Here is a 21,715-nt window from a genome sequence, read left to right on the forward strand (position 1 = left end):
TCTGCCGTGTCTTTTCATTCCCTGGTGGTGCCGCAGGGCGGCATGTATGCTCTTCTAATAAACAGGGCAATTTTCTGCAAATCTTTCCTGCTGCCGGTTTCTACACCGCTGGAAACATCCACAGCGTAGGGACGTACAGCTTTTATGGCCGCGGCCACGTTATCCGGGGTCAAGCCCCCGGCCAGTATAACCGGGCATTTTACCCGCACTTCTTTTAACCACTGCCAATTAAAGGTATGCCCGGTGCCCCCGGCGGCACCGGGAGTGTAGGCATCCAAAAGCACCGCTCGGGCCGGGTATTCGGCTGCCTGCCGCAATACTGTAATATCTTTAACCCGGAAAGCTTTTATCACCGGCAGCCCCAACTCACTGGCGTACCGCGGGGGCTCATCCCCGTGCAGCTGTACAAAATCCAAATTACAATAGGCAGCAATCCGGCGCACCTCATCAATAGAAGCGTTAACAAATACCCCCACCCTGCTGACAAAGGGAGGTAAATTTAGGCTAATCTCCCTGGCTTGATCCGGCGATACCTGCCGGAAACTGGGGGCAAACACAAAACCCAAAGCATGGGCACCGTACTTTACCGCCGCCAGAGCAGTGGTTAAGTCCTGAATACCGCATATCTTTACCCGTACCCTATGCTCATACACGGTAATCACCCCCGGCCAGCAATTGTGAAAGTTTAGCAGCCGGATCGGGAGCAGCCACCAGCGTTTCCCCCACCAACACTGAATGAACCCGGTGGTGGGCCAGTTCAGCCATTTGGTCAGCGTTTTTAATGCCGCTTTCACTGACCACTGTAATTTCCGGCTCGGTGATTTGACGGCGTAATTTAAAGGTGGTGGCAATGTCCGTTTCAAAGGTGTGCAGGTCGCGGTTATTTATTCCAATAAGTTTAGCACCGGCAGCCAGTGCCCGCTGCAGCTCAGTTTCATCATGCACTTCCACCAGTGCTGCCATACCAAGACTTTCTGCTAAAAGACACAGTTCCGGCAGCCTGTCATCGTCCAGCACCGCCGCAATCAGCAGCACCGCATCAGCCCCCAGTGCCCTGGCCTGGTATACCTGGTATGGAGCAATGATAAAATCCTTCCTGAGCAGCGGCAGTTGAGTATTCCTGCGTATATCAGCCAGGTGCTGCCGGTGTCCGCCAAAAAATTTGCTGTCGGTGAGCACAGATATGGCCGCCGCTCCAGCCCCGGCGTAGCTGCGGGCCAGGGCAAGATGGTCGAAATGGGGACACAGTAAACCTTTGGATGGGGAACGCCGCTTAACCTCTGCTATCACATTTACTCTCCCCGGTGTTCTCAGCGCCCGGGTAAAGTCCCGGGGAACGGGTGCCAAAAGGGCCAGCTCTTTTATTTTATCTAAGGGCACCTGCTGCATTTCATGTTTAAGCTCCTGTTCTTTATGCTGCAGTATGCGCTGCAGTATCAAAAGCTGACCACTCCTCTGCCGGGCAGTGCAGCGGTAAACCTAACCAACTCTTCCAGCTTAGCAGCAGCAGCCCCGCTGTCAATGGACCACTGGGCCAGTTTAATACCGGCGGCTATATCCGCCGCCTTCCCGGCACATATCAAGCCCAGGGCCGCGTTTAATACCACGGCGTCCCGGCGTGGGCCGCCGGCCCCCTTTAATATTTCCCTGGTAATGGCAGCATTTTCTTCCGCAGTGCCCCCTGCCAGTGCTTCCACCGGAGCCGGTGCAAAACCGTAATCTGTGGGATTTATGGTATAACCGGTTATCCGTCCCTCCCATACCGCACACACAACTGTGGGACCGGCCAGTGATACTTCATCCAGCCCCCCAGCACCATGCAGTACAAAGACCCGTTTACTGCCCAACCGGGCCAACACCCGGGCCAACTTATCCACCAAACCGGCGTCATATACCCCCAGCACCTGGGCCTGGGCTCCGGCGGGATTAGTCAACGGCCCCAAAATGTTAAAAACTGTGCGGATACCAATTTCTTTTCGCGGGGCAGCGGCATGCTTCATAGCCCTGTGCAGCTGCGGTGCAAACAAAAAACATATGCCGCACTCATCCAGGCACCGGCCTGCCTGTTCAGCTGTTAGGTTTATCCTCACCCCCAGCGCTTCCAGCAGATCGGCACTGCCGCAGCAGCTGCTGACAGAACGGTTGCCGTGCTTGGCTACTTTGGCCCCGGCACCGGCCAGTACAAAGGCCGCAGTGGTGGATATGTTAAAGGTGCGCGCACCGTCGCCGCCGGTGCCGCAGGTGTCCACCAGCAAAGGATGCTTACTCTTTACCGGGACAGCTTTCTGCCGCATCACCCGGGCAAACCCGGTAATTTCATCCACATGTTCGCCTTTTAAGCGCAGCGCGGTGAGCAGGGCAGCTATCTGAGCTGCGCTGGCTCGCCCTTCCATAATTTCAGTCATCACATTCACCGCTTCATTTTCGGTAAGATGTTCACCGGCTACCAGTTTTTTAATTGCCTGTGATATCATACTCTTCTCTCCTCTCCTCATCTATTCTCAGCTTCACTAACGCTAACTGATCAACTGCAGATAATTTTTTAAAATATGATGCCCATACCCGGTGAGCACTGATTCGGGGTGAAACTGCACACCGTAAACATGATAACGGCGGTGAGCCACCCCCATAATTTCCCCCTCTTCTGTCCAGGCAGTAACCTCCAGGCAGTCCGGCAGTTTTTCCGGTGACAAAACCAGGGAGTGGTAGCGTCCCCCGGTAAAAGGTACCGGCAGGTTTTTAAACAAACCGAAACCCCTGTGCATAATGGGCGAACTTTTGCCGTGCACCGGTTTGCCTGCCCGCACCACCCCGGCACCAAAGGCCTGCCCGATTACTTGATGGCCCAGGCACACCCCCAGGATAGGAATCTGCCCGGCTAAATGCTGCACCAGTTCTAAACAAATGCCGGCTTCTTCCGGCCTACCCGGTCCGGGAGACAATATAATACCGGCGGGTCTTAACTTTTTTACCCCATTGACAGTAATTTGGTCATTACGATACACCTCAACCCTTTGACCCAGTTCTCCCAAATACTGCACCAGGTTGTAAACAAAGGAATCATAATTGTCAATTACCAGCAGCAAGGGGAATCATCCCTCCTCTACCATCAATTATCCCCAGCGAGCGGGCCATGGCCGCTGCCTTATTCAATGTTTCCCGGTACTCGCTATCCGGGTCGGATTCCGCCACTATACCGGCCCCAGCCTGGAAATAAGCCCTTCCCCGGTAAAAAACTATCGTGCGAATGGCTATGGCAGTATCCAAAACACCGTTAAATCCAAAATAACCAATGGCCCCGGCATAAAGGCCGCGCCTTGTGGGTTCCAGCTGGTCAATAATTTCCATTGCCCTTATCTTCGGCGCCCCGCTAACAGTGCCGGCGGGAAAACAGGATTTTAAAGCCTCCACCGGAGTGTTTTGTTCATTTAACTTTCCCTTTACATTGGATACCAGGTGCATCACATGGGAATACTTCTCCACCTGCATAAACGCATTCACCTTTACACTGCCCGGCTGGCACACCCGCCCCAGGTCATTGCGTCCCAGATCCACCAGCATTACATGCTCGGCTCGTTCCTTTTCATCGCTCAACAAATCCGCGGCCAGGGCTTTATCTTCCTTTTCATCCATTCCCCTGGGGCGCGTGCCGGCGATGGGCCGGGTCTGCACCACGTTATTTTCCACCCTCACCAGCATTTCCGGGGAGGCACCGGCAATAGAAATGTCTTCTAAATCCAGGTAATACATATACGGTGAAGGATTCAAACCACGCATACGGCGGTATACATCAAAAGGAGAACCGGAGTAATGGCAGGCAAAACGCTGGGAAAGTACCACTTGAAAAATGTCACCGGCGGCAATATATTCCTTGGCCCGGCGCACGGCAGCGGTAAATTGCTCCTTTGTACAGTTAGACGTCAATTGACCTGCCGCCGGCTGCGCCGGTAATTTCAATGAATAACTCTGCCGGAGCAATTTTTCAATCTGCTCCAACACCCTTACAGCTCTCCGGTAATCCTCCCGGGCATCAGCACTTACCCTGCTGTTTACCACCGCGGTTAATACATGGCGAAGATGATCAAAAATTATTATCGTTTCACAAAATACAAGCAGTACATCCGGCAGCTGCAAATCATTTTCTGCCCGCCGGGGCAGGTTCTCCAGCGTGGCTGCCACATCATAGCCCAAATAACCCACCGCACCGCCGTAAAACCGCGGCAAACCCGGTAAGCTGGGGCAGCGGTATTGGGCCAACACTTCCTCCAACAAATTCAATGGTTTACCTGTCAGCGTTTTAACTGCACCGTCAAAGGTAAACTTTGTGCTTAAACCATTGCTGCGAAATACAGCAAATGGATTCAGCCCGATAAAGGAGTACCTGGCTGTTTGCTCATTTCCTTCTACGCTTTCTAACAGGTAAACCGGTTTAAGCACTCTCATCTTTTGGTATACCGTTACCGGTGTTTCGGTATCCGCCAGCAGCTGCCGGCAGACCGGAATTAGGTTATAATGCCTGCTTAAATTAACAAATTCTCTCTCATCAATCTCATTAATTTGCAGCTCAATCACCTCCTTGCATGATTTAAAATGAAAAACAAAAAAACCAGCACTCAAGTAGAGTACCGGTCTTCCGCCAAAAGACACACCTCTCCCTCTACCTCAGCTCAACTAAACTCAACTAATCTCCACTCATCTCAACTAAAAAATCCCTTATTCAGTTCTTACTAAATTATAATTATATAATTAACACAAAAGTTATTACCAGTCAATTAAAAAAACATTCAGCAGTACATTTATTGTCACAAATTTTATGTCATTCCATATGTTGGATAAAAAACAGGGGTGATCTCGTTGTTAAAATGGCTGCCAAAAATCACTAAAAGGAAAACCCCTTTAGCTAAATGCAGGCCCCCTCACATGCAGGAAGACGAAATTGAACTGCAGTTGGAGGACATTAAGATAAAGTTAACCAGAAAGCTCAATATACCGGTGCCGCATGAAGTTACAATTGTCATTCCCAGGGTAGAGCTGCGCCACCGGAAATATAAAAACGGAAAACTGGTGGAGGAAAAAGAACGCATTTATAACAGTATTACCGTGGTACACGCCCCAAGACACCGGTTGGAAAAACCGCCCGGCCTTGGCAGCCCGGCAGCGGAAAAAGTTAACCAAAAGTAAATGCATCAAGCCCGCAGCATTTATTTTCCCGCCCAATCCGGCCTTAAGCTAACCGCTTCTCTTAAATAAACATGTTTCACTTCCTCTTGGGCCACAGCGGTGTTTACATGCATCATTACCCTGATACAGCGGGGCAAACTGCCCGGTACATCCAATTCTTGGGCACAAATCATAGGCACGTTGTCCCAACCCATTTCCCGGGCCGCCCGGGCCGGAAACTGGGCATTTAAATCTTTGGTTACCGTAAAAAACACACTACAAATGTCTTCCAGCTTCAAATGGTTCTCCCGCACTATGGCATTAAGGAGTTCCCGAATAGCCTCTGTCATATCCTGGGAGGTGTTTTTTTCTACGGTAATGGCACCACGAATACCTCTAACCTTTACCTTTCCCACACTACCACCCTCTCATACGCCCTGAAAATAAGCCTTTTAGCTGTAAGAAACAGCCCTGTGCCCCAAACCAATGGCCACTTCATCCATGTGCAGCAGGCCAACCCCAAAAAATACCGCTACAATTACATGATCCCCCTGCCGGGCAATACCAATTTTGCCTCCTACATTAAGTCCCACCGCCTTGGGCATAACCATTGACAGGGCTTCCCTGGTGGCCCCGGCCACAGCCCCTTCATCGGCATGAATTTCCCTGATTACCCCTTCCCGCTTGGCTGCCACCACAGCCCTCTCGATAATTTTACTTACCGATGAAACAAAATCCCCGCCATAATCCACCGCGGCAGTATGAATATTTTCCTTTAAGTATTTATTTTTATATTCCCTTTCCTGTTCTCTGCTTTCACTAAGGGCCATTTCTATGGCCACCTTGGCAACTTTACGACTTCCCCGCAACGGAGCCTTTGACATACCCTTCACACCTCTCCTAACTAAAATGCACTCCATAAACGGAGTGCTGCTAAACTGAGGTTATTATATTACAGCAGCTGTTAAAAATCAATTACTGCCGCGGTTAGTCAAACCATTTTTGTGCAATCCACCTGATGGCCGGCTGCAGATCAATTTTTTGAGCAATAGATACCAAGTAAGGAATCTTTTGGTATTCATCCAGGGCAATTACACCGGGCAGCATGGGATTTAAGCGAAAGTACTGGTCAACCAGGAACTGGGAAGTAAAAAGGGCATCGGCCTCAACATCGCCATCGAACAAAATATTGAACAGCGGAAGAGGCGGACGGAGATTAAACATCCACTCCAGGGCACCCCACCTGCGGGTGTCGGCATTAATTTTATGGGGGGTATACCCGGTACCCATGGAAAACAAATAAATGTTTTCCAGTTTTTGTTTACCGGCATTTTTGCATATGGCCATGGCAATGGCCGCCGTACTGGGATTATTGGCTATTACACCTCCATCAATATGATTATGGTGGGATGGAAAGTAAATTGGTGCCGCACTGCTGGCCAGGGCGACATCTATTACATACTCGTCCTTTGTATACGAATAGGGAAAGTTATTGTATAGAACAGGCCTCCACCTGATAAAATTACCACCGTCTACCCGAAAGGAAGGCACAAGAACACGACGCTTTAAATCCTTTAGGCGCAGTCCGGGAGGAAAAATAACACTGAGCACCCTTTTAAGGTGTTCATTGTTATATTTGGGTTTAAACAAAAATATATGCTTTGGGGTAAAGATATACCTTGCCGTCTCTTCAGAATACAGGTCAATAAGTTCATCAACGGATAAGCCATAGGCCAGAGCCAGGGCAATAAATGATCCGCTGGAAGTACCGGCAAAAAAATTTGTTTTTTTTATTAGTTCAGGAAACCGTTTATTTAATCGCTTTAACAGGTTGACTGTCAGCGCCCCGCGCACTCCGCCCCCATCAAAGGTCATTATCCTGTACTTTGCCATGCTATTTCACTCCGGTTTTAAAATGCAATTTTTTTAGTCTATGCATAACCAAGCAGTTGTGCAACCATCATATCGCCGGAATCACTACCGCACTTTCCCCGAAAACCAACCTTAAATTTATTAACGTCACCGGTGGTTCACCCGTATCATGTACTGATGATAATAATTAAGAGGTGATTATTAATGAACTACAAATTTAGAGAAGGGGAAACCGGGGAACAGAATAATATTATCCAAGATCCCAAATTGTTTTTAACAATGCTGGTTCTTTTTTCCCGGCCCGGTATGGAACAGCAGCTGGAACAGGCTATAACCATGCTCGAAGGTATATCCAATACCATACGTACGCTGCGCCAGGGAGCCGACGCCCTGTTTACCAGCCTTAAAGAAGCCCAACAGCAAATGCTTACCCTGCCGAAGAAATAGCCCAAATAATAACCGGCAGCAGCACGGTTTAATTTAAAAAATTTTAAAACCCACCGTTCTTCCTGTTCCCGGGAAATTACGGCGGGTTTTAAAAAGTTACCCTTTATTTATAAGCTGTATTTTATTTTTGCTCGTATGAACCGTAACCGCAGCCGTATCCAGGTGTGCCTAACAGCAGCAAAATCAGAATCAGGAACACAATAAAGGTCGGGTCGTAACCATATCCACCGTAGTAACCCATTATCTCGACCTCCTTTTTTGATTTTAATCAATGACATCATATGTTGGGCAAGTAAAAAGTGTTACAACAATTATTTCGTTGATTATACCCCGGCTGCTTTATTGATTATCAAGAATAGATATCAATAATCACTCATAATATTTTCTAAATATAAAATATATTTCGACATATTTCCTGAAGGTATCTACCCGGTGATTATCAAATTACAGGCCCATGGCCAATAGTTTATCCATGGGGGTAGAAAAAATGAAAGATACAGGCAAAACCCAAGAACAAATCATCAGTCAGTTATATAATACACTGATGAGCGTCAGGGAAGGGTTAATATATTTTGATACAAAAATGAAAGTTTTGTGGGCCAACAGGGCAGCAGGGGAATCCATTGGTCTTACTCCCGAACAATTAGTAGGACATCACTGCTACCGGTTATGGCAAAAGCAGGTCAACCCCTGCCCAAACTGCTCAACCTTTAAAGCATTAAAGACCGGTCAACCGCAAACGGGTGAAATAATTACCCCTGACGGCAGGGCGTGGTTCACCCGGAGTTACCCCGTCAAAGACAGCAAAGGCAGTGTAAGGGGCATCTTTAAGATCACAATGGAAATAACCCAGCACAAAAAAATAGAAGAAGCACTAAAAAAAGCTAAAGAAGAGCTGGAAATAAAAGCAGCTGAACGTACAGCGGAATTAAAAAAGGCCAACAGGAAATTACTGCTTGAGCTTGAGGAACGTAAGCGAACGGAGGAAGAACTGCGGGCCGCCCAGCGGCAGCTTTTAGACATCATTGAATTTCTTCCCGACGCCACTTTCGTCGTGGACAGCAGCAGAAAGATTATTGCCTGGAACAGGGCTATTGAAGAACTGACAGGAGTACATAAAAATGAAATTATCGGTAAGACCGATTACTCCCAGGCTCTACCTTTCTACAATCCACCAGGGCCAACCTTAATTGATTTAATATTTTCCAATGACAAAGAAGTAGAATTGAAATACGATTATGTAACCAAAAAAGGAAATACATTGTTTGCAGAAACTTATCTGCCCTTACCTGAAAAAAAGGAAGTATTTTTATGGGTGGCAGCATCACCCCTTTTGGACAGCAGCGGGAAGCTGGTTGGGGCTATAGAAACAATGCGGGACATTACCGAGCGCAAAAAAATAGAAAACCAGCTGCAGCACCTGGCCATGTACGATTTTTTAACCGACATCCCCAACAGGTATTCACTGGAGAAGCATTTAAAACGGGCAGTGGCAAAGGCAAAACGGGGGGAAAAAAGTGCCCTTCTCTTCATAGATTTGGACAATTTCAAGCTGGTTAATGATGCCCTGGGGCACGCTGCCGGCGACAGGGTGTTAATTACACTGACCAACCTTTTAAAGAAGAGCCTGCGAAAAAAAGATCTTTTCTTCCGTTTTGGCGGCGATGAATTCGTTGTACTGCTTGAGAATACTTCCGCCGAGGAGGCCAAGATAGTGGCTGAAAAACTGCGCCGGGTGCTGGATGACGGCCAGTTATGCCTGTCGATATATAGGACTAGTTTTAACCTCACTATCAGCATCGGTATTGTTATGATCGACGGAAATTTTGACCCGCAAAAAATTCTCTCCCTGGCAGATAACGCCCTTTATTCAGCCAAAGAAGAGGGACGAAACAAGATTATATTTATGCAGCCCGGCAAGTTTATCGGCGCTAAACAATGCACAGCTAATAAATTAATTGATTTGATTAAAAAAGCTCTGCATGAAAACAGGTTTACGCTTTTTTTCCAACCCGTTGTTAAAATAGACAGCGGAAAAATAATTCACCACGAAGTATTATTAAGACTGCCCGGTGACGACGGGAAGCTGATTGCCCCGGGCCGCTTTATTCCCGCGGCTGAACGCTCCGGCCTGATTACGGAAATAGATCGCTGGGTGATAAAGAGGTCAATAAAAATGTTCCGCCAAAACAAGAACTTAAATCTTTTTATTAACCTTTCCGGCACCAGCATAGGAGACGATTCGCTGCTGGAATTTATCAAAAATAATATCTGCAGCAGTGGTATAGACCCCTCCCGGGTTGGTTTTGAAATCACAGAAACCGCCGCTGTAAAGAATTTATCGCTGACAGAGCGATGGATTCAAAAAATTAAAGATTTAGGTTGTAATTTTGCCCTGGATGATTTTGGGAAAGGATTTTCGTCGTTTTCTTATCTCCGCCTGCTGCCGGTGGATTACCTTAAGCTTGATGGTTCTTTTGTCCGCAACATTGATAAAGACCTCACCCACCGGGCGCTGGTTCAGGCCATGAACGCCATAGCTCAAACCCTGGACAAGAAGACAATAGCTGAATTTGTTGAAACCGAAGATATATTGAAAATATTACTGGAAATGGGAATAGATTACGGGCAGGGCTATTATCTAGGCAGGCCTGTTCCTCACCCTACTCACCTACCCTGAAAAATGGTATCCCGTGTTTTAAAAACAAAACCTACCGTAATTTTACCCGCAGGGCAGTACGGTAGGTTTTTAAAATCAACCAATATTTCGGGCTATAATGGCGGCACCCAACGCGCCAATTATTTGGGGCACCGGGGGTACCATCACCTCTACTCCTAATTCCCGGGCCAGCATTTCTCTTAATAACCTGTTTTGAGCCACGCCACCGGTAAAGGTAACATTGACATTTTCTTGTATCGAACCAGCCATGGTGGATACGCGTTTGGCAATGGATTTTAATAAACCAGCTACGATACTCTCCTTTGCCGTTCCCGCCGCCAGCAGGCTGATAACTTCCGATTCGGCAAAAACGGTGCACATGCTGTTGATGTTAACCGGCTCTGCCGGCGGTAACCGGTCCAGCTGATCCAGTTCCAGCCCCAAACCGTTTACCGTTACCTGCAAAAACCTGCCGGTGCCGGCGGCACACTTGTCGTTCATTAAAAAGTTAATTACCTTACCCTGTTTATTTACCAGTATCACTTTGCTGTCCTGGCCGCCGATATCTATTACCATTTTGTTTTCCGGAAAATAGTAATTGGCTCCCATGGCATGGCAGGATATTTCAGTAACAGCCTTATCCAAGAAATCTAAAGCCACCCGGCCGTAACCCGTACCCACCACCCTGTGAATGTCTGCAGCGGTAATTCCGGCAGCATCCACCGCCCTTTGTAAAACCTCTTCTCCCGCTTTTTGGGGACTCCAACCGGTGGGAATCATTGCCCAGCCTAAAATCTTTTTATCTTTTAGTAAAACCGCCTTAGCTGCGGTAGAACCCACATCAATACCTGCTGTAATCATCTGGTTACTTAATCATCTCCAAAAAGGCTTCTATTCTGGTCTGCAGCTGACCTGCATCCTCATCGCTGTAGTCACTCTCAATGCGCATAACCGGAATACCGGCCTCCTGCAGCGCCTTTTCCACCAGGTGGTATTCAACACTGTAGGATTGGCAGAACTGCAGTGAGTAATATACCACACCGTCGGCCTTATATTCTTTCACCTGGCGCAGAATGTCATCAATGCGGCCGGTGTTCGGTGTATAACAGGCACAGTTAATATTCAATGCCCGCCGGCTTATTGCTTCCACCTGCTCATTTAAGCCGGTTTTTGTTTCATCTACCAGGGTTTCAAAACTCCTGGTGCCGGTACATGATTCTTCACATACCACCACCGCACCGCTGCTCTCTATAATGTGGTGCATCTTCCAACTGGGCAGCGGCATTGGGGTGCCGGTAATCAAAATCCGCGGCGCACCCTTGGGCGCTGCACCTTCACCTTTAGCCACTCTATCTTCTAATTCATCGCAGAGGGCACTTGTTTTTTCAATAAACCGCTCTGGGTCGTCAAAAAAGCTCAACTGGGTAATCAGCATGGCATCCTTGCCGCTGATCGGCACCGGGTCATGCTTGCGGGTGTCATATAACCGCTGCAGCACTTTCCGGCGCCTGTTGGCCAGTTTTATTGCTTCGCTGAGACTTTCCGGAGTAATGGTAACACCGGTTTCTGCCTCTACCTTTTCTTTAAATTTGTATACCTCTTTTAACCACAGCTCTTTATCTGCCTCACCTTTTTTCTGCGGCAGTTCCATCACATAGGTGGGATGATACTGGGCTAAAATTTCCCAGGCTTTTTTCTTGCCGTCACAGGTGGTTTCACCCACCACAAAATCTGACACTTCAAAATAAGGGCACAGGCCGCCCAGTTTAAAACCAAGGGATGATTTAATTAACGGGCATAGTGACCGGGGTAAAACCTTTTCCCCAATGGGTACGGAATACTGGGCCCCGGCACACAAACCTATACAGGCACCGCCGGCGGCCAAAACAAACTCCTCCGGTACAAACACACAAAATGAAGAAACCACTTTTTTACCTTCAGCCTTTTTGTCCAGCAGTTCTTTTACCCTCAAACCATGTACCTCTGACATAACAAAGTCAAAGTATTCCATTCCCGCAGGACGTTTTTGCTGACTAACAAACAATTCGCCGTAAATATCCGGTACCGCTGCCAAAAATTCATCGTGTTTTTCCAAATCCATACCCAGGTCTTGCCACATTTTTCGATAATCCGCCAACGCAAAACCCCTCCTAAAATTTTTAACTCCCGTACAATGTTCTATACAAACGAATAATTACCTGTTATGCAAATTATAAAATAATATTATAACAAATCACAAAACCATCCTTAATGCCCCCTGGTTATAAATATATAAGGGGCTGTTAAACAGCCCCTTATATATTAGTTTCGTTTTAATTTAACGGTACTTACAGTTGTCAGCTGACCTTTAATTCTTAATTGTTTATCCACCACCGGTTCAACCACCTCCCCGGTGGTATTTAACACCCTTACTATTACTTCACGATTGTAAAAGCTGCCGTCAATTTCCACCACATCACCGTCATGCACCGGTATTGTCACATACCGGTGGTTAAATTGGCCTGCTTTGTCACCGTTCACCAATACGCTCAAACGGGGCAGCGCGCTGTAATTTTCCAAGTACAGCGTTATGTGCGGTTCGCTCCAGCGAACGGAAGTGGAATTTACGGTGGCGGCGGTATCAGCCCCCACCATGGCCGTTACCGTTCTAAAGGGATCATTCACCACCAGTGCCTGTACCACCACCAGCAGCACTGCGGTGAGGATAACCAACCTCATAATAAATTTTTCAGCTTTTTCCATTATTCCCGTTGTTGACCTGCCGCGCCGCATATAACAACTCTCCTTTTAAGCGGTTTGTTGTTATATATGCACAGCCTTGTCAAACTATTCCTTAACGGTTGTACTTGCGCTCCAGGTATTCGCGGTAGTCCTTCATTTCTTCGGAAAAACGGAACAACAGGCGCTCTATTTCATAGTTAGAAAGCTGTACCTGGGCCGGTTCCAATATTTCTACTTTGCGAAAATCTTCCCGTACTACAAAGCGCAGCAAATCCTGCAGCGTATCTGCGGCCACCATTATTTCCACCGGTGCATAGGCAATTTCAGTATGGTTGATGTCATCATAAACTGTATACACCTCAATACTCATGTCTATATCTTCAATGGAAATGCCCTGTATCGGCACGTTGCGAAACATGGCCACCTGTTGGTCTCTAACTTCTTCGGCCGCTTTTTCGGTATTTCTGCCTCCAAAAAATAATCTGCCCGGTTTGCCAATCCCTTTAAAATCAAGCCGTATTTTCGCCCGTACCCCGCCTTTCAAATTTTCTTCACCGTTTCCGTTGTTATTCAAAAAACGTCCCCCCTAAGGTTCGTCTAATTTCAACAATCAGGTATATAGTAATTCTGTTCGGTGAAGAAAAATCCTGCTGTCATTTACCATTCAATATCCTTGGCCCCGCACACCGGGCAGGTATCAAAGTAGTGCTCCGGGTCTTCATAGGCTTCTTGGGCATCATCAAGACTGGCCCCCTGGCATTCCATAGTGGTCAAACTGCCGTCTTTTTTAAAATTTGCCACCAAACCGTAAGGGGGAGCATTGGCAGTATCTGAAGCCGGTGGAAATAAAGAAGATGCCAAACTATTATCATTACCACAGCGCCGGCAACGAGGCATAAGCAATCCTCCCTTAAGTAATCGGTGTGATATTAGATAATATGGCATCTTTTGTAATACGATATACATTTATCAGCCGAAAGATTATCCCCTTTTATTACGGGCGTTTTTTCTCCCTTTCGGCTTGGATCTTTTAATACCTGCAGCTTTAAACAGTTCCCTCAGCTGGGCATTGTTTAATTCCCGCACTTCACCGCTGGACATGTTGCGCAGTTCCAGCGGGCCTATGCGGGTGCGTACCAGTCTTTTTACCGGGTGACCGATATATTCACACATGCGGCGCACCTGGCGGTTTTTACCCTCTCTGATGGTAATTTCCAGCAGCGCATTGCCATCTTTTATGTGCGTTAAGTATACCCTGGCCGGAGCTGTCACCCCGTCTTCCAGCTTTACCCCGTTGGCCAGCCTTTCTAAATTGTCCAACGTGGGCACCCCTTCCACCCTGACTTTATAAGTTTTGGCAATTTGATGCTTGGGATGGGTAAGGGCTTGGGTCAGCTCCCCGTCGTTGGTCAACAGCAGCAAACCCTCGGAATCATAGTCCAGCCGCCCCACAGGGTAAACCCGTTCTTTTACGTCTTTAAGCAGGTCCATTACCGTTTTCCGTCCTCTTTCATCGCTGACGGTGCTCACGTAACCCCTGGGTTTGTTCATCATCAGGTAGACATATTTTTCCTTTTGTTTTATCCAGCGGCCATCCACCTGTACCTTATCTTTATCGGGATCTATTTTGGTGCCCAGCTCCCGCACCACTTTACCATTAACTTTCACTCTTCCTTCTAATATCAGTTCTTCGCATTTCCGCCGGGAGGCCACCCCGGCATGAGCCAAAAATTTTTGTAACCGTTCCATATTATCCCCCATTACAATCTATCCTAAGAACATATACTGCCCGGTATTAATACCGGGCATACTGACTTCTACATCAAACTATAAATTCCTTCAAGTAGTAAACATAACATGGGCAATAAACAGTGAGGCCACCAGTGTGGTTATGTCCGCACAAAGACCTGTGGCCACGGCATAGCGGTACCTGCGCACTCCCACAGAGCCAAAATACAGTGTTAACACATAAAAGGTGGTGTCGCTGGTGCCCTGCATAGTGGATACCAGCTTGCCGATAAAACTATCCGGCCCGTGGGTTTTAATTAAGTCTGTGGCAATACCCAGTGCCGCCCCACCGGACAGCGGCCGCATTATGGCATGGGGCAGCACTTCTGCCGGAAAACCCACATTATCTAACAGCGGCGAAAAATAATCTGCCATCAGCTGCATTGCTCCCGAAGCGCGAAAAACACTCACCGCCACCAGCATGGCCACCAGGTAGGGAATAGTTTTTATGGCTGTGGAAAAGCCCTCCTCGGCCCCTTCCACAAAAGTTTCAAAAACCGGCACCCTTTTGATAAATGCGATCAGCGGTATCACCAGTAAAACAACGGGGATGGCCCAGCGTGATATTTGGTTGATTAATTCAAACATATTAACTCCTCCGCCAGTTATATATTCTTCTAAACGTACGGTCAGCAATTATGGCCACCGTCATTCCGCAGGCGGTGGCAAAAATGGTGGTGCCAACTATGGCGGTGGGATCCTGGGAACCATACATCAGCCTGATACCAATTATTGTAGTGGGTATTAAAGTTAAGCAGGATGTATTTAACGCTAAAAATGTACACATGGCTTCAGATGCTGTTCGGGAGTTGCCGTTAAGTTTTTGCAATTCCTGCATGGCTATTAAGCCCATGGGTGTGGCGGCATTAGAAAGCCCCAGCACATTGGCCGACAGGTTCATTACAATGGCGCCCAGCGCCGGGTGATTTCTGGGGATGCTGGGAAACAGAAAAGCAGTAACCGGCTGTACCAGCCTGGCCAGTGCCTTGACTAAACCGGCGGCTTCTGCCAGCTTCATAATTCCCAACCAAAAGGTCATAATGGCAATGAGGCTCAAACTAACTTCAACCGCTGTATCCGCTCCCTCGAAGGCGGCTTTTGTTATCACTTCTATGTTTCCCTGGGCTCCGGCCACAACTATGCTCATTACAATCATGCCCAACCATATGTAATTAACCAAAAAAACACCCCCACTGCTCGCCAGTCTTGTCCTTTTTAAAAGACTATGACTGCGGGGTATTAATTAGAACAAAAAATGTACAAGGCAGGTATTACATTTAAAAAGACGATCCCTCCCGGATCGTCCATACTTTATTCAGCAGCGGGTAAAAATATAGAAAACCTGGTTCCTTCCCCCGGTTTGCTGTACACATCAACATAACCGTTGTGCTTGGCTATTATGGAATAGGATACAGATATACCAAGGCCGGTGCCATCCTCTTTGGTGGTGAAGAAGGGAGTACCCAGTTTTTCCAGCTGTTCTTCATCCATCCCCGTACCGTTATCTTCTATATCTATCCGCACCTGCTTTAAATCAGGTAAGTAAACCGTTCTAAATACCAACCGGCCCCCGTTCTCCATGGCGTGGATGGCGTTTTGGCCCAGGTTTAAAAGTACCTGTTTTATTTGATTACTGTCCACACTACAACGGGGCAGCTCATCATCCAGTTGATTAACAATACTGATATTGTGTATTTTGGCATGCCCATCAAGCAGTAAACTTATATCTTTTATAATATTGTTCAATGAAAGCACTGCTAATTTGGGAGACCTTGGGCTGGCCAGCTGTAGGTAACTGTACAATATCTGTCTGACCCGCTCCAGTTCGGATGAAATAATATCCAGGTACTGTGCTTCCTTCTTTTGTTCCTTTGTTAATTTGGCCCGTATTAGTTCTGTAAACCCGCTAATGGTGGTGATGGGGTTTTTAATTTCATGCACCAAACCGGCCGCAATCTGACCCACTTCAGCCAGCTTTTGCTGGTGAAAAAGCATTTTCTGCTGGCGCTTTAACTCGGTAATGTCATCCAGCACTTCTATGGCCCCTAAAAACTGCCCGTCTTTAGAGTGCAAAAGCTCCGAACTGCTTAGAAATACTCTTTTCTCCCCGTTAATTTCCACATTAACTTCCCGCAGCCTGTATCCTTTGCCATACTGCAGCGATTTAGTGATCAGCCTGTCTTCCTCCGGCCAGTGGGGAATAACCTCTTCAATATTTTTACCAATGGATTTTTGAGCATCAATCTGCAGTACCTCTTCAGCCCGCCTGTTAACTATAGTTAATTTCCTTTCATGGTCAACAGCTAAAATAATTGAGCTGGTAGAATCTATAAAAGCATTGGTAAAAAGCTGCAGTCTTTCTACCTCCTGCTCTAAAGAAAGGTCCCTGAAAATTATAAGCACGCCGTTTAATTGATCTTCAGTGTAATTAAGCGGGTAAATATCTGCAGTTATATCAATGAAACAACCATTTTTCTGACAAAGTTTTTTCTTTATACCAATGATCCGGCAGTTATTTTTTAATATTTGGGTGACGTGGGAACCCGTATCATCTTTGGGAAAAAGTAATTTTGCAATTTCCAAACCACTTTTACCCTGCAGTTCGGCCAGACAATAGCCCGTTATATCCGCTGCCGCTTTATTTATAAATTGTAACTTTCCATGCTCGTCGTATATAAATATACCCACCGGCATATTGTCAAACATATTTGATATAAACTGCAGGCTCTCCCGCCTCTGCCGGTCTTTAATTTTTTTATTTTCAATCAATTTAACTTCATTAGTAATTGCCTGGGCTATGGATATTATTAAGCTAAAACCGAATACAGGCATGATATAGCTTGGAGTAGCAAGCAATACTACCCCTATTAAATCCTGATGCAGGTTAAAAATCGGTGCACCAAAGCAGGTATACTGTTTAAACTGCTCTATGTAATGCTCATGGCCAATAAAATATGTTGGTTTTTTTGTATGTAATGTTGTACCAAGGGATGTGTTGCCGGTAATATCTTCTGTAAAACAAGCCCCGGGAACAATATAGCTATCCGGGCTGCTTAATGTTTTTTTATCACACCTAACTTCCAGCAAGTACCCTTTGCTGTCGGCAATGACTAAATGATATACGGGAAACGTATTTATTGCTGTTTGTTCAACGATATCTAAAAAAGGCTTGGCCGCCCGCAGCATATCTTTATTTTTATTAATCGCCTCCTCAAGCTCCTGCCTGGTATATAACCGCTTTCTAGTTATCTTTTTACAATTTACATTCATTTCTTTACAGCGCTGCCAGGATTGTAAAACTTCCGGCCTTAGAAAAAATTTATCTATCGCCAGTCCGGCTATAAACCTATCCTTTTGAGCAGCAATTTGTTCTTGAACATTTTCATCTTCAAGGTTGACATAATAACTACCAGACATAAGAACGCCCTCCTAAAATATTTAACAATTAGCCAATTGCCAAAATTAATAATTTTTATTCCCTGTGAAATATTACAACTCCTTTTTATCCCCAAACTAAATTCCCAGGATTTTGTATACAAAAATTTTATTCAAATTTTCTGATTTCATGGGCAAAATTCCTTTTAAATAGTCGCATAATGCCTTAAAATAGTAATTAAAAGCCCGGGAAATGAAATAATTGGAAAAAATTTTACATCCCCCGGGCAGGTAAAAACCCATAAAGTGCATTTTAAAGCACAAAGGAAGGACTATCAGTCGACAGTATATAAAAAAAAGGTATGATAACAATGGATAAAATGCCCTTATTGGCAATAATATTTTACTCTGTACCAGAAAGTTATTTAATTTTCATATATGGTTTGGTAATTATTGGGGAAAAAGTTGATTTTAAAAGAGTAACCACAGCGGTATTGACTTCCGTTGTAGCTTCTTATTTTGTTCGATTGCTGCCATTTCCCTTCGGAATACATACTTTAATTGGAGTTATTGTAGTATTTATCATATTTTCTTTAGTACTTAAAGTTTCGTATAAGTATAGCCTTGTTGTAACAATTGTTAGTTTAGGTACACTAATATCATTAGAAAATATTTCTCTATATTTTATTGAGTATAAATTAAATATAGGTAACTTAACTGAACTCTGGAGTGATACAGTACTTAGAATATTAACTGGTTGGCCCCATCTTATAATATGGGCTTTAATAATTCTTTTCTTATACAAGAAAAAAATATATTTTAAATTATAGGTATATATTATGAAAGTTAGTGATAGCAGTTATGGGTAAAAAAAATATTTTAGAATTTATAATTATTTTTATCTTACTAGAAACTTTTTTTATAACTTTAGCATCTAGAAGTTTAAACTATTATCAACAGCAAGTCTCTCTTATAAACCTCTTATTCGCCATCATTTCTGCTTTAAATTTCTTTTTTACCATTATTGCAATTCGACACTTTATAAGTAATTGTCATGATATATTATTAACATCCCAAAAAGATAATACTAATTTAATAAATGAGAACATAAATTTAATGCGTGCTGAAAGGCATGAATTTATTAATCACCTACAGGCCATATACGGGTTAATTGCAAACGGTGAAAACGAAGAGGCAAAAAGATATTTAGAAGATATATCTACAGCAAGCAGACTAAACAGTCTGTTGTTAAAGATATCTAACCCTACACTCCGTGTAATACTTCAAAACAAAATTTCAATTGCTCAAAAAAAAGGAATTGACATACAAATAAATGTTGAAGGCAACCTAGAAAATTTCATCTTAAAACCTTCTGCAATTACTGCCGTGTTTGGCAACTTAATAGATAACGCTATCGACGCAGTAAAAACAATAGATGATAATTCTAAAAAATCTATTAGTCTAGATATTGGAGAAACAGAAAATCATTATTATTTTTGGATTGCAAATACCGGACCGCCTATATCAGAAGATATTCAAAAAAAAATGTATGAACCTGGTTTTTCAACCAAACACAAAAGTAGGGGCTATGGATTATCAATTGTTAAAAAAACTGTGGAAAGTTATGATGGACAAATAGTTTATGATAGTGACTCTGCCGGATTTTCTGTAATTATACCCAAAAGACCAAAAAAGGTGAGTTGCTATGATACATAAATACTCTGTACAATTGGCAAAATATTTAAGTTATGAGCTAAACCTTGATAGAAGCAGACAAGCGGTGATAGCATACGGTTTAGAGGTTTTAATTGGTGGGACAATTAAAATATTAGTTTTCATTTCTATACCATGGTTGTTTGGCATATTTCCTCAGTTTATAGCCGCATTTTTAAGCTCTGCTTTTTTAAGACTTCCCTCAGGTGGAGTACATTGTTCAGCCTATTACAGATGCTTAATATCTTCTTTACTATTATTCCTATTTATTGCAGCAATATCAAAGTATCTTGTAACTTTTAAATTACCTGTTCACTTTTTCTTATGGTTTTCACTTTTAACTGCACTTATTACATTTATTAAGTTAGCACCAGTTGATGTTAAGGAAAAGCCCATTCGCTGTGATACAAGAAGAAAAATCTTAAAAATAATTTCTTGCTTAATGCCGTTTATTTATCTTGTTGTATTCAATATTTTTAACCTTTCAAGTGATATTATATTAGCCAGCAGTATGTCTATTCTTTTTCATACCTTCACACTAACTAACTTAGGACACAAATTCTTTCGTTTAGTAGATAAAATATTATGAAAGGAGGCTGGTTATGAAAAAATACTTTTTAAAAATTATTGTTGGACTAGCTAGCATGGTAGCATATATAGGTATTTATCCAAGCAGTTGGGTTAGTTTATATCAACCCGAAATTCCAGAAGATTTAATCAAATAGCACCGTTAAAAGGGACAAAGGATATCTAAACCTTTGTCCCGCACTTATCTGGGAGGGGAAATCATTGAAAATCATATTAGCTGACGATAACCCCAGGGAAATGGCATACATAAAAAACTTATTAAATAACGAAAAAGATATTAAAATAATCGGCGAGGCCGTTAACGGCCGGGATGCCCTGGAAAAGATTAATAAATACAATCCAGACGCCGCTTTTTTAGATATTACCATGCCCGGCATTACCGGTTTAGACGTAGCGAAAAAAGTTGGTAATAAATTAGTGATCGTTTTTATAACCGCCCATAACAATTATGCCGTTGATGCCTTTGATATCGGGTCAGTGGACTATCTTTTAAAACCCATTGAAGAAAAGCGGTTTAAAATAACCCTGCAGCGTATAAGAAAGTGGTTGGCTAATAATAATCATGTGCAGAGATTACCCATTAAAATTAAGGGTGAAACAATACTCCTTAAAAGCAGTGAAATCATCTTCCTGGAAAAGGAGCCCCTCAGTAAAAAAGTGATTATTCATACCAAAGAAAAAAAATACAAAATTAACGGCACTTTAAGTGACTATGCAGTGAAGTTGAAAGATGCGGGATTTGTTCGTTCACATAAAAGTTTTATTATCAACACTAAAAAAGTAACTAAAATGATTCCCTGGGGAGACAAATCATATTTAGCGGTGATGAACGGTACCAAAGAAGAGGTTTTAATCAGCCGCAACTATGCCCCGGTTGTAAAATCAATGATTACCAATTAACCTTTAACAACAAAACTGCCTTATTTTAAGCAAAAAAATAAGGGGATGCCCCCTTATTTTCATATTACGGGTGTATCTGTCCCCTGTTCTTTATTTTTATCCCTATTACATATTGCCTGTAATTTATCGATCAGATTGGGCATCATATCAATTAAACGGTCATACATAGCGTTGCCATCTACCGGCAGCAATCTTATTTGACCGTTACCCACCACCAGGAAGCCCATTGGCTGAACTGATACACCGGCTCCGCTTCCTCCACCAAAGGACGGCGGCGGGGATTCCTGCCCCCTGCCTCCTTCACCGGCTTGGTAGTCGCCACCACCGGCTGCAAATCCACAGGCCACCCGGGAAATAGGTATTATCACACTGCCGTCAGGGGTTTCTACCGGGTCACCCACTACAGTGTTTACATCTACCATTTCTTTGATGCTCTCCATGGCATTTTTCATTAAGCCTTCAATTGGATGTTCGCTCAATTACTTCACCCCC

26 protein-coding genes are annotated in these 21,715 nt (G+C 44.6%); 8 read left to right on the forward strand and 18 right to left on the reverse strand.

Annotated elements, in window-relative coordinates:
• Nucleotides 1-14: 14 nt before the first annotated feature.
• From JOC37_RS05065 to trpE, 5 genes are read right to left on the reverse strand one after another with little or no spacing between them, the layout of a single operon-like run.
• Nucleotides 15-653 carry a phosphoribosylanthranilate isomerase gene (locus JOC37_RS05065; protein WP_204616796.1) on the reverse strand — a complete coding sequence of 213 codons (639 nt, stop codon included), beginning with the start codon at nt 651-653 and terminating at the stop codon, nt 15-17.
• On the reverse strand, nt 646-1,440 hold the full coding sequence (trpC, locus tag JOC37_RS05070) for an indole-3-glycerol phosphate synthase TrpC (protein WP_204616798.1): 795 nt from the start codon (nt 1,438-1,440) through the stop codon (nt 646-648). The genes JOC37_RS05065 and trpC overlap by 8 nt, the downstream gene beginning before the upstream one ends.
• Nucleotides 1,437-2,474, reverse strand: coding sequence for an anthranilate phosphoribosyltransferase (gene trpD / locus JOC37_RS05075; protein WP_204616800.1), 1,038 nt, complete (start codon nt 2,472-2,474; stop codon nt 1,437-1,439). The genes trpC and trpD overlap by 4 nt, the downstream gene beginning before the upstream one ends.
• Before the next feature lie 42 nt (nt 2,475-2,516).
• On the reverse strand, nt 2,517-3,086 hold the full coding sequence (locus JOC37_RS05080) for an anthranilate synthase component II (protein WP_204616802.1): 570 nt from the start codon (nt 3,084-3,086) through the stop codon (nt 2,517-2,519).
• Nucleotides 3,070-4,647 carry an anthranilate synthase component I gene (trpE, locus tag JOC37_RS05085; protein WP_338017340.1) on the reverse strand — a complete coding sequence of 526 codons (1,578 nt, stop codon included), beginning with the start codon at nt 4,645-4,647 and terminating at the stop codon, nt 3,070-3,072. The genes JOC37_RS05080 and trpE overlap by 17 nt, the downstream gene beginning before the upstream one ends.
• Nucleotides 4,648-4,920: 273 nt before the next feature.
• Between trpE and JOC37_RS05090 the strand changes: the two genes are divergently transcribed.
• Nucleotides 4,921-5,181: a hypothetical protein gene (locus tag JOC37_RS05090; RefSeq protein ID WP_204616804.1), complete on the forward strand. Its 261-nt coding sequence runs from the start codon at nt 4,921-4,923 to the stop codon at nt 5,179-5,181.
• A 20-nt stretch (nt 5,182-5,201) separates the two neighbouring features.
• Here JOC37_RS05090 and aroH read toward each other — a convergent pair whose 3' ends face one another.
• The 3 genes from aroH to JOC37_RS05105 all read right to left on the reverse strand — a co-directional run bounded on the left by aroH (nt 5,202) and on the right by JOC37_RS05105 (nt 7,053).
• Nucleotides 5,202-5,576 carry a chorismate mutase gene (gene aroH / locus JOC37_RS05095; protein ID WP_204616806.1) on the reverse strand — a complete coding sequence of 125 codons (375 nt, stop codon included), beginning with the start codon at nt 5,574-5,576 and terminating at the stop codon, nt 5,202-5,204.
• A 36-nt stretch (nt 5,577-5,612) separates the two neighbouring features.
• Nucleotides 5,613-6,044 carry a HutP family protein gene (locus tag JOC37_RS05100; protein ID WP_204616808.1) on the reverse strand — a complete coding sequence of 144 codons (432 nt, stop codon included), beginning with the start codon at nt 6,042-6,044 and terminating at the stop codon, nt 5,613-5,615.
• A gap of 103 nt (nt 6,045-6,147) precedes the next feature.
• The gene (locus tag JOC37_RS05105) at nt 6,148-7,053 is read right to left on the reverse strand and encodes a patatin-like phospholipase family protein (RefSeq protein WP_204616810.1); all 906 of its coding nucleotides are present in this window, start codon (nt 7,051-7,053) and stop codon (nt 6,148-6,150) included.
• A 183-nt stretch (nt 7,054-7,236) separates the two neighbouring features.
• On the opposite strand from JOC37_RS05105, the gene JOC37_RS05110 reads away from it, so the two are divergent.
• Entirely contained in the window at nt 7,237-7,479 is a 243-nt protein-coding gene (locus tag JOC37_RS05110) for a hypothetical protein (protein WP_204616812.1), read from the forward strand.
• A 487-nt stretch (nt 7,480-7,966) separates the two neighbouring features.
• A complete protein-coding gene (locus tag JOC37_RS05115) occupies nt 7,967-10,159 on the forward strand; it encodes a bifunctional diguanylate cyclase/phosphodiesterase (RefSeq protein WP_204616814.1) in 2,193 nt (730 codons plus the stop codon).
• A 75-nt stretch (nt 10,160-10,234) separates the two neighbouring features.
• Here the strand turns inward: JOC37_RS05115 and JOC37_RS05120 are convergent, their stop codons facing one another.
• The 9 genes from JOC37_RS05120 to JOC37_RS05160 all read right to left on the reverse strand — a co-directional run bounded on the left by JOC37_RS05120 (nt 10,235) and on the right by JOC37_RS05160 (nt 18,064).
• Complete coding sequence (locus JOC37_RS05120) at nt 10,235-10,999, reverse strand: acyl-CoA dehydratase activase (protein WP_204616816.1); 765 nt, start codon at nt 10,997-10,999, stop codon at nt 10,235-10,237.
• A 4-nt stretch (nt 11,000-11,003) separates the two neighbouring features.
• Nucleotides 11,004-12,275 carry a double-cubane-cluster-containing anaerobic reductase gene (locus JOC37_RS05125; RefSeq protein ID WP_238480766.1) on the reverse strand — a complete coding sequence of 424 codons (1,272 nt, stop codon included), beginning with the start codon at nt 12,273-12,275 and terminating at the stop codon, nt 11,004-11,006.
• A gap of 164 nt (nt 12,276-12,439) precedes the next feature.
• On the reverse strand, nt 12,440-12,910 hold the full coding sequence (locus JOC37_RS05130; protein WP_204616817.1) for a hypothetical protein: 471 nt from the start codon (nt 12,908-12,910) through the stop codon (nt 12,440-12,442).
• Between the two features lie 61 nt (nt 12,911-12,971).
• On the reverse strand, nt 12,972-13,433 hold the full coding sequence (locus JOC37_RS05135; RefSeq protein WP_204616819.1) for a hypothetical protein: 462 nt from the start codon (nt 13,431-13,433) through the stop codon (nt 12,972-12,974).
• A gap of 83 nt (nt 13,434-13,516) precedes the next feature.
• Entirely contained in the window at nt 13,517-13,756 is a 240-nt protein-coding gene (locus tag JOC37_RS05140; protein ID WP_204616821.1) for a hypothetical protein, read from the reverse strand.
• An 84-nt stretch (nt 13,757-13,840) separates the two neighbouring features.
• Nucleotides 13,841-14,608 carry a pseudouridine synthase gene (locus JOC37_RS05145; protein WP_204616823.1) on the reverse strand — a complete coding sequence of 256 codons (768 nt, stop codon included), beginning with the start codon at nt 14,606-14,608 and terminating at the stop codon, nt 13,841-13,843.
• Nucleotides 14,609-14,698: 90 nt separating this feature from the next.
• Nucleotides 14,699-15,235: a spore maturation protein gene (locus JOC37_RS05150; RefSeq protein ID WP_204616825.1), complete on the reverse strand. Its 537-nt coding sequence runs from the start codon at nt 15,233-15,235 to the stop codon at nt 14,699-14,701.
• 1 nt (nt 15,236) lies between these two features.
• Nucleotides 15,237-15,827: a nucleoside recognition domain-containing protein gene (locus tag JOC37_RS05155; RefSeq protein ID WP_204616827.1), complete on the reverse strand. Its 591-nt coding sequence runs from the start codon at nt 15,825-15,827 to the stop codon at nt 15,237-15,239.
• 131 nt (nt 15,828-15,958) lie between these two features.
• Nucleotides 15,959-18,064, reverse strand: a complete 2,106-nt coding sequence (locus JOC37_RS05160) for a PAS domain S-box protein (RefSeq protein WP_204616829.1) — start codon at nt 18,062-18,064, stop codon at nt 15,959-15,961.
• A gap of 329 nt (nt 18,065-18,393) precedes the next feature.
• Here JOC37_RS05160 and JOC37_RS05165 point away from each other — a divergent pair, with 329 nt between their 5' ends.
• From JOC37_RS05165 to JOC37_RS05185, 5 genes are all read left to right on the forward strand, one after another.
• Nucleotides 18,394-18,852, forward strand: a complete 459-nt coding sequence (locus JOC37_RS05165) for a hypothetical protein (RefSeq protein ID WP_204616831.1) — start codon at nt 18,394-18,396, stop codon at nt 18,850-18,852.
• Between the two features lie 31 nt (nt 18,853-18,883).
• Nucleotides 18,884-19,738 (forward strand): sensor histidine kinase, encoded by an 855-nt coding sequence (locus JOC37_RS05170; RefSeq protein WP_204616832.1) that lies wholly within the window; start codon nt 18,884-18,886, stop codon nt 19,736-19,738.
• Entirely contained in the window at nt 19,728-20,324 is a 597-nt protein-coding gene (locus JOC37_RS05175) for an accessory gene regulator ArgB-like protein (RefSeq protein WP_204616834.1), read from the forward strand. Before JOC37_RS05170 ends, JOC37_RS05175 begins: the two co-directional genes overlap by 11 nt.
• Nucleotides 20,325-20,337: 13 nt before the next feature.
• A complete protein-coding gene (locus JOC37_RS05180; RefSeq protein ID WP_204616836.1) occupies nt 20,338-20,460 on the forward strand; it encodes a cyclic lactone autoinducer peptide in 123 nt (40 codons plus the stop codon).
• A gap of 64 nt (nt 20,461-20,524) precedes the next feature.
• Nucleotides 20,525-21,223, forward strand: a complete 699-nt coding sequence (locus JOC37_RS05185) for a LytR/AlgR family response regulator transcription factor (protein ID WP_204616837.1) — start codon at nt 20,525-20,527, stop codon at nt 21,221-21,223.
• A gap of 59 nt (nt 21,224-21,282) precedes the next feature.
• On the opposite strand, the gene ytfJ is transcribed toward JOC37_RS05185, so the two are convergent.
• The gene (gene ytfJ, locus JOC37_RS05190) at nt 21,283-21,702 is read right to left on the reverse strand and encodes a GerW family sporulation protein (protein WP_204616839.1); all 420 of its coding nucleotides are present in this window, start codon (nt 21,700-21,702) and stop codon (nt 21,283-21,285) included.
• Nucleotides 21,703-21,715 lie beyond the last annotated feature (13 nt).

The sequence above is a fragment of the Desulforadius tongensis genome (genome assembly GCF_016907915.1).
Classification (GTDB): Bacteria; Bacillota; Desulfotomaculia; order Desulfotomaculales; family Desulfohalotomaculaceae; genus Desulforadius; species Desulforadius tongensis.

What these genes read in the sequence shown, in the direction of transcription:
- JOC37_RS05120 (WP_204616816.1), bottom strand. Translation starts at nt 10,999, where the DNA reads ATGATTACAGCAGGTATTGATGTGGGTTCTACCGCAGCTAAGGCGGTT.
- JOC37_RS05180 (WP_204616836.1), top strand. Translation starts at nt 20,338, where the DNA reads ATGAAAAAATACTTTTTAAAAATTATTGTTGGACTAGCTAGCATGGTA.
- JOC37_RS05110 (WP_204616812.1), top strand. Translation starts at nt 7,237, where the DNA reads ATGAACTACAAATTTAGAGAAGGGGAAACCGGGGAACAGAATAATATT.
- JOC37_RS05150 (WP_204616825.1), bottom strand. Translation starts at nt 15,235, where the DNA reads ATGTTTGAATTAATCAACCAAATATCACGCTGGGCCATCCCCGTTGTT.
- JOC37_RS05130 (WP_204616817.1), bottom strand. Translation starts at nt 12,910, where the DNA reads ATGCGGCGCGGCAGGTCAACAACGGGAATAATGGAAAAAGCTGAAAAA.
- trpD (WP_204616800.1), bottom strand. Translation starts at nt 2,474, where the DNA reads ATGATATCACAGGCAATTAAAAAACTGGTAGCCGGTGAACATCTTACC.
- JOC37_RS05090 (WP_204616804.1), top strand. Translation starts at nt 4,921, where the DNA reads ATGCAGGAAGACGAAATTGAACTGCAGTTGGAGGACATTAAGATAAAG.
- JOC37_RS05165 (WP_204616831.1), top strand. Translation starts at nt 18,394, where the DNA reads ATGGATAAAATGCCCTTATTGGCAATAATATTTTACTCTGTACCAGAA.
- JOC37_RS05170 (WP_204616832.1), top strand. Translation starts at nt 18,884, where the DNA reads ATGGGTAAAAAAAATATTTTAGAATTTATAATTATTTTTATCTTACTA.
- JOC37_RS05105 (WP_204616810.1), bottom strand. Translation starts at nt 7,053, where the DNA reads ATGGCAAAGTACAGGATAATGACCTTTGATGGGGGCGGAGTGCGCGGG.
- JOC37_RS05100 (WP_204616808.1), bottom strand. Translation starts at nt 6,044, where the DNA reads ATGTCAAAGGCTCCGTTGCGGGGAAGTCGTAAAGTTGCCAAGGTGGCC.
- JOC37_RS05160 (WP_204616829.1), bottom strand. Translation starts at nt 18,064, where the DNA reads ATGTCTGGTAGTTATTATGTCAACCTTGAAGATGAAAATGTTCAAGAA.
- JOC37_RS05140 (WP_204616821.1), bottom strand. Translation starts at nt 13,756, where the DNA reads ATGCCTCGTTGCCGGCGCTGTGGTAATGATAATAGTTTGGCATCTTCT.
- JOC37_RS05145 (WP_204616823.1), bottom strand. Translation starts at nt 14,608, where the DNA reads ATGGAACGGTTACAAAAATTTTTGGCTCATGCCGGGGTGGCCTCCCGG.
- JOC37_RS05115 (WP_204616814.1), top strand. Translation starts at nt 7,967, where the DNA reads ATGAAAGATACAGGCAAAACCCAAGAACAAATCATCAGTCAGTTATAT.
- JOC37_RS05175 (WP_204616834.1), top strand. Translation starts at nt 19,728, where the DNA reads ATGATACATAAATACTCTGTACAATTGGCAAAATATTTAAGTTATGAG.